The sequence below is a fragment of the Massilia sp. DJPM01 genome (assembly GCF_030348125.1).
Lineage (GTDB): Bacteria > Pseudomonadota > Gammaproteobacteria > Burkholderiales > Burkholderiaceae_D > Telluria_A > Telluria_A frigida.
In genome coordinates, this window is sequence record NZ_JAQOZV010000033.1 from 80,635 (window position 1) to 86,634 (window position 6,000).

Below are 6,000 nucleotides of genomic sequence, written 5' to 3' on the forward strand. Positions count from 1 at the left end.
TCAACCGGAGGCACTATGTCCATCAGCTTGCAAGACTACACCCTGGCGGGAAGCCAGGAAGTACGTCATCGCGTACTGCGCAATACTTACTGGCTACTGGCCCTGTCGATGATCCCGACGGTACTCGGCGCCGCCCTGGGCGTGATGTTCCATCTGCCGGTACCACGCGGCATCATGGGATTTGTCCTGTTCCTGGCCTTGTCCTACGGCTTCATCTGGGCCATCGAAAAAACCAAGGAAACGGCCATGGGCGTCGTCGTCCTGCTGGGCTTTACCTTCTTCATGGGTATCTGGCTCACGCCGCTGCTCACGCGCACCCTGGGCTTTTCCAACGGCGGCACCCTGATCATGCTGGCCTTCGGCGGCACCGCCAGCATCTTCGCGGTACTGGCCAGCATCGCCACCGTGAGCAAGCGCGATTTCTCGGTGATGGGCAAGTGGCTGTTCGCCGGCGTCATGGTACTGATCGTGGCAACGCTGGCCAACTACTTCTTCCAGATGCCTGCCCTGTGGCTGGCGATCTCGGTGATCGCGATCGCGATTTTCTCGGCCTACATCCTGTATGACGTGCAGCGCATCGTCAACGGCGGCGAAACCAACTACATCAGCGCCACCCTGAGCCTGTACCTGGACGTGTACATCATCTTCCAGCACCTGCTGTCGCTGCTGGGCATGGGCGGCGAACGCGACTAAGCGTTTCCTCCCCATGAAAAAAGCCGACCCGCGGGTCGGCTTTTTTCATGCCTGCGAGAATCAGGCCAGGTCGAACACGGCCATCGATTCCACGTGCGAGGTGTGCGGGAACATATTCACCACGCCCGCCTTTTTCAACTGGTAGCCCGCTTCATGGGTCAGGATGGCGGCATCGCGCGCCAGGGTGGACGGGCTGCACGACACATACACTATGCGTTTTGGCAACATCTCCGGATGACTCAAACGCAGGGCGGCCAGGGCTTGCGCCAGCGCCATGGCGCCATCGCGCGGCGGATCGATCAGCATGCGGTCGAATTTGCCGAGCTCGACCAGGTCTTCCGCCGTCACCTCGAACAGGTTGCGCGTCGAAAAGCTGGTTTTCTCCGACAAGCCATTCGCGCGCGCATTCGACAGGGCGCGCTCGGTCAGGGCGGTGCTGCCTTCGATCCCGACCACTTCCCTGCCCTGCGTGGCCAGCGGCAAAGTGAAGTTGCCCAGGCCACAGAACAGGTCGGCCACGCGGTCGCTCGGCTGCACGTCCAGCAAATTGAGCGCCTTGCCGACCAGCACCCGGTTGATATGGTGGTTGACCTGGGTAAAGTCGACCGGCTTGAACGGCATCTTCACGCCGAACTCGGGCAGGGTGTAATACAGTTCCTTGTCGAGCGGATAGAAGGGCGCGGCCGTTTCCGGGCCCTTGGTTTGCAGCCACCACTGGATCTGCCACTGGTCGGCGAAGCTTTTGAGCAAGATTTGATCGGCACCCGTCAGGGGCGCCATGATGCGCAGCACCATGGCCGTGGTTTCCTCGCCAACCGCGATTTCGATCTGCGGCATCTGGTCGAAGATCGACAGGGCGCCCACCAGCGCGCGCAGCGGCAGCAGCATGGCGGCCACGTGCGGCGGCAGGATCTTGCAGTCGCTCATGTCGGCCACGAAGGCCGAGCGCTTTTCGTGGAAGCCCACCAGCACCGTATCTTTTTTGGCAACATGGCGCACCGACAGGCGCGCGCGGTAGCGGTAGCCCCAGGTCGGGCCATACATCGGGCGCATCACGTTTTCCGGCTTGACCTTGCCGATATGCCACAGATTATCTTCCAGCACGCGCTGCTTCATCGCCACCTGGGCCGACGGCTCCAGGTGCTGCATCGAGCAGCCGCCGCAATTGTCGAAATGCGGGCATTTCGGGTCGACCCGCATCGACGAGGGCTTGTGCAGCACCGTCATGCGCGCCGCTTCCCAGTTTTTCTTCTTCTTGAAGGTATGAAAGCTGACTTTTTCGCCCGGCAAGGCGCCCTCGACGAAGATGACCTTGCCCGGCGAACCGTCCTCGTTGGCGAGGTGGCCGACGCCGCGGGCGTCCATGTCCAGGGATTTGATGTCGAGAATGGTGTCTTGCATGGCGAAAAACACGCGCGTGGCGTGTGCGGAAAGAGGATTAAGGGGAAAAGGAGGAGGCGCGCAGCCGTGTCAGCCCGCGCGCATCATAGCAAGGAATCGCGTACCACGCCACGGGCGGCCATCGCCCGTTTCAGTTTGATCAAGGCTTCCTGCTGGATCTGGCGCACCCGCTCGCGCGTGACGCCCATCTCTTCGGCCAGGGTTTCCAGGGTGGCCGGATCGTCGTTGTCCAGGCCGAAACGGCGCATGATCACGATGCGCTGCTTGTCCGGCAAGCGCGTGAGCCAGTCGCGCACCAGCACCGTCATTTCGTGGTGTTCGGCGCGGGCGTCGGGGCTATCCTCGGCGTCGCCGGGCAGCATGTCCATCAGGCTCGACTGCGGATCGTTGTCGAGCGGGGCGTCGAGCGAAGTAGCGTGTTCGGACAGGGCCAGGATATCCTGCACTTCCTCGACCGGACGCCCGACCAGGTGGGCGATGTCTTCGGCGCTGGCATCCTTGCCGTTGCGGTGCTGGGCTTCGAGGTGGTACTTGGCGCGCAGGATCTGGTTCAGCTCGCGCACCATGTGCACCGGCAGGCGCACCGTGCGTGCCTGGTTCATGATGGCGCGCTCGATGCTCTGGCGGATCCACCAGGTGGCATAGGTGGAAAAGCGGAAGCCGCGCTCCGGCTCGAACTTGTCGATGGCGCGCATCAGGCCGATATTGCCTTCCTCGATCATGTCGAGCAGCACCACGCCGCGGTTGATGTAATGCTTGGCGATCGACACCACCAGCCGCAGATTGTGCTCGATCATGGTCTGGCGCGCGGAAAAGTCGCCGGCCTTGGCCAGGGTGGCGAAATGCACTTCCTGGGGCGCGGTCAGCAGGGGACGCGTGCCGATCTGGTTCAGGTAGTGCTGGGTGGTATCGGTCGAAAGCTCGGCCGCCAACACTTTTTTCAGTTCATCGACGCTTTCGAGCACGGCCCCGGCCACCGGCACCGGATCGGCATCGGCGTCGACCTCGCCATCGGGGCCGGATGGCGCATCCGGGTCGATGTCGGGGTCGACGTCGGCCGGGTCGTCCGAAAATTCATCCGGACCCGGATCGTCGCCTTGCTGGTAGCTCGAATGCGTCATGAAGGGTCCACGGGCCGTTCTCAGTAAAACGTTCTCAGCGGTTAGGCAGGAAGCGCGAAGGATCGACCGGCTTGCCCTGCTGGCGGATCTCGAAGTGCAGCTTGACCGTATCGGCGTCCGAATCGCCCATTTCGGCAATGATCTGGCCCTTGTTGACACTCTGCCCTTCCTTGACCACGATGCTGCGGTTATGGGCATAGGCGGACAGCAGGCTGTTGCTGTGCTTCACAATCACCAGATTACCATAACCGCGGATGCCACTGCCCGCATACATGACTTTTCCGGCGCCGGCCGCCATCACTTGCTGGCCAGCCTTGCCGGCGATATCGATGCCCTTGTTCTTGCCTTCGTCAAAGGTGGCGACGATCTTGCCGTCCGACGGCCACATCCAGCTCAGTTTATCGTCGTCGGTGGCGCTCACGGTGGTGCCGGGCGCGACCACCGGCGGCGGCGCCACCGCCACGGCCGGCGGATGCGCTTCGCGCTCGGGCTTGTCGGCCGGCTTCGGCTCCGGCTTGCTGGTGCCGCCCTCGCCTTTTTGCAGTTCGGCCAGCGCGGCATCGCTGTACGGACGCTTGTCGGCGCGCGGCGAGCTCTTCCTGACCACGTCCGGCGCCGGCGGCGGTGTCGGCTTTTTCGGTTCCGACGGCGGCGGCATGTCGATCTTGCTGATCACGACGTTGTCCGGTGCAATCACGCGCAGCACCTGGTCAACCTTGATATCGTTCGGATTGGCCAGGTTGTTCCAGACCACCAGGTCGCGGTAATTCTGGCCGTGGTCGAGCGCGATACGGATCAGGGTATCGCCCTTTTTGACCGTGTACATGCCACGTTCATCCTTGGATTCATCGACCGTGCGCGGCACCCGGTTGTCGGCGGCCGGCAGGCGGTCGACAACCGGCGCGGCGCGGCGGGGAGCGGTGGTACAGGCGCTGAGCAGGCCGAGAGTGAGGAACAGCAGGGGAAGATGGCTTGTGTATTTCATTCTCATGTTATGTGTGTCGTATTCTTTTAAGCTAAGGCGCGCACCATGGGGCGCAGGCCGGGCGAACGCTTAAACGGTGCCCGGGCGCAAGGGCACGAAGTGGCAGCCTTCCAGGGTTTCGCTCATCCATTCGGCCTTGCCGGTGCGGGTGATCAATTGCAGGTGCTGGACCTGCGCACCCACCGGGGCGACCAGGCGGCCGCCCACGTTGAGCTGCTCCAGCAGTGCCTGCGGCACTTCCAGACCGGCCGCAGCCAGGATGATACCGTCGAATGGGGCGGCTTGGGGCAAGCCTAGCATACCATCTCCGTAGTGCAAGCGCAGATTCACGATGCGCAGGTGGCGCAGATTGGTCTTGGCCAGCTCGTGCAATTGACGAATCCGCTCGACCGAATACACCTCTTTGGCGATGCACGAGAGCACCGCCGCCTGGTAGCCGCAGCCGGTGCCGATCTCCAGCACCCGGTTCAGGGAAGCGCCGTTGCGCAGCACTTCGAGCATGCGCGCCACGATGTAGGGACGCGAAATGGTCTGGTTGTGGCCGATCGGCAAGGAGGCATCGATATACGCCTGGGCCGACAGGGCCGGCTCGATGAAGCGGTGGCGCTGCACGGTTTCCAGCGCGCCCAGCACCACCGTATCCTTGACGCCCTGGCGCGCCACGCGCGCCACCATGGCGCGCCGGATCGCATCCGACACGCCCATGTCGGGCCGTGGCGCCACCAGCGGCAGCGGCTGGGCCCGCAGCAAGGCGTCGCTGTGCGACTTCGAGGGCGAAGCCGCCACCCGCGGCACATAGGCCTGCGCGCCGTTCGGCTGCACGCCGTTGCCGGCGGCATTCCGGGTTGCGGTCTGGGGCGTCGCCACTTGCGGCGTAGCAACCCTGGCGGGTGCAAACGCCGGACTCTTGCGCGCATTGCCCGTCACCGACGATAGCGGCAAGGGGAAAGTGCTGCGTTTGTCCGGCTTGTCGCTCATGCCAGTGCGCCCGACAGCAGCGCCAGCTGGTCGCGATGGGTCAGGTCGACCTGGAGCGGGGTGATCGAGACCTCGCCCTGGGCGGTGGCATGGAAATCGGTGCCCTCGCCGGCATCACGCGTGGCGCCCGGCGGGCCGATCCAGAAAATTTCGCGCCCGCGCGGGTCGCGCCCGCGGATCACCGGCTCGGCCTGGTGACGCCGCCCCAGCCGGGTCGCGCGCACCGTGCCCAGGGCTGCGTAGGGCAGGTTCGGAATGTTCACGTTGAGCAAGTACGGCGATGGCAGCGCGTCGAAGCGGCGCAGCACGATGTCGCGCGCCAGGCGGGCGGCGCCATCGATATGCTCCCAGCCGTGCGCCACCTGGGAAAAGGCGATCGCCGGTATGCCGAACAGATAACCCTCGGTCGCGGCCGCCACCGTGCCGGAATACAGGGTGTCGTCGCCCATGTTCTGGCCATTGTTGATGCCGGACACCACCAGGTCGGGGCGGTAGTCGAGCATGCCGGTCAGGGCGATGTGGACGCAGTCGGTCGGGGTACCGTTGACGAAGTAAAAGCCGTTGGCCGCCTGTTGCACTGACAGCGGGCGGTCCAGCGACAGCGAATTGGAGGCGCCCGAGCGGTTGCTGTCGGGCGCCACGACGACGATCTCGGCCACCTGGGCGAGCGCCTCGGCCAGGGCCTGGATGCCGGGAGCGAGGTAGCCGTCGTCATTGCTGATAAGAATTCTCATGCACCGATTTTACCCGATGCAATGAGCGCCACGCTGGCCCGCGCCCAACAAATTATGCGGCGCGCTACGCGACGCGCTATGCGACGCG

6 protein-coding genes are annotated in these 6,000 nt (G+C 64.2%); 1 reads left to right on the plus strand and 5 read right to left on the minus strand.

Going from position 1 to position 6,000, the window contains the following annotated elements; genetic code table 11:
* Positions 1-15: 15 nt before the first annotated feature.
* Positions 16-693, plus strand: a complete 678-nt coding sequence (locus PO883_RS20660) for a Bax inhibitor-1/YccA family protein (RefSeq protein ID WP_289311411.1) — start codon at positions 16-18, stop codon at positions 691-693.
* Between the two features lie 60 nt (positions 694-753).
* Here the strand turns inward: PO883_RS20660 and rlmD are convergent, their stop codons facing one another.
* The 5 genes from rlmD to surE form a co-directional block, all read right to left on the minus strand.
* Entirely contained in the window at positions 754-2,094 is a 1,341-nt protein-coding gene (gene rlmD, locus PO883_RS20665) for a 23S rRNA (uracil(1939)-C(5))-methyltransferase RlmD (RefSeq protein WP_289311412.1), read from the minus strand.
* An 83-nt stretch (positions 2,095-2,177) separates the two neighbouring features.
* Positions 2,178-3,215 (minus strand): RNA polymerase sigma factor RpoS, encoded by a 1,038-nt coding sequence (gene rpoS, locus PO883_RS20670; protein ID WP_289311413.1) that lies wholly within the window; start codon positions 3,213-3,215, stop codon positions 2,178-2,180.
* A 34-nt stretch (positions 3,216-3,249) separates the two neighbouring features.
* Complete coding sequence (locus PO883_RS20675) at positions 3,250-4,200, minus strand: peptidoglycan DD-metalloendopeptidase family protein (RefSeq protein WP_289311414.1); 951 nt, start codon at positions 4,198-4,200, stop codon at positions 3,250-3,252.
* 69 nt (positions 4,201-4,269) lie between these two features.
* Positions 4,270-5,178, minus strand: a complete 909-nt coding sequence (locus PO883_RS20680; RefSeq protein ID WP_289311415.1) for a protein-L-isoaspartate(D-aspartate) O-methyltransferase — start codon at positions 5,176-5,178, stop codon at positions 4,270-4,272.
* Positions 5,175-5,912 carry a 5'/3'-nucleotidase SurE gene (gene surE / locus PO883_RS20685; protein WP_289311416.1) on the minus strand — a complete coding sequence of 246 codons (738 nt, stop codon included), beginning with the start codon at positions 5,910-5,912 and terminating at the stop codon, positions 5,175-5,177. Before surE ends, PO883_RS20680 begins: the two co-directional genes overlap by 4 nt.
* Positions 5,913-6,000 lie beyond the last annotated feature (88 nt).

Coding starts and splice junctions, on each gene's coding strand:
- PO883_RS20660 (WP_289311411.1), top strand. CDS start 16: ATGTCCATCAGCTTGCAAGACTACACCCTGGCGGGAAGCCAGGAAGTA.
- rlmD (WP_289311412.1), bottom strand. CDS start 2,094: ATGCAAGACACCATTCTCGACATCAAATCCCTGGACATGGACGCCCGC.
- rpoS (WP_289311413.1), bottom strand. CDS start 3,215: ATGACGCATTCGAGCTACCAGCAAGGCGACGATCCGGGTCCGGATGAA.
- PO883_RS20675 (WP_289311414.1), bottom strand. CDS start 4,200: ATGAAATACACAAGCCATCTTCCCCTGCTGTTCCTCACTCTCGGCCTG.
- PO883_RS20680 (WP_289311415.1), bottom strand. CDS start 5,178: ATGAGCGACAAGCCGGACAAACGCAGCACTTTCCCCTTGCCGCTATCG.
- surE (WP_289311416.1), bottom strand. CDS start 5,912: ATGAGAATTCTTATCAGCAATGACGACGGCTACCTCGCTCCCGGCATC.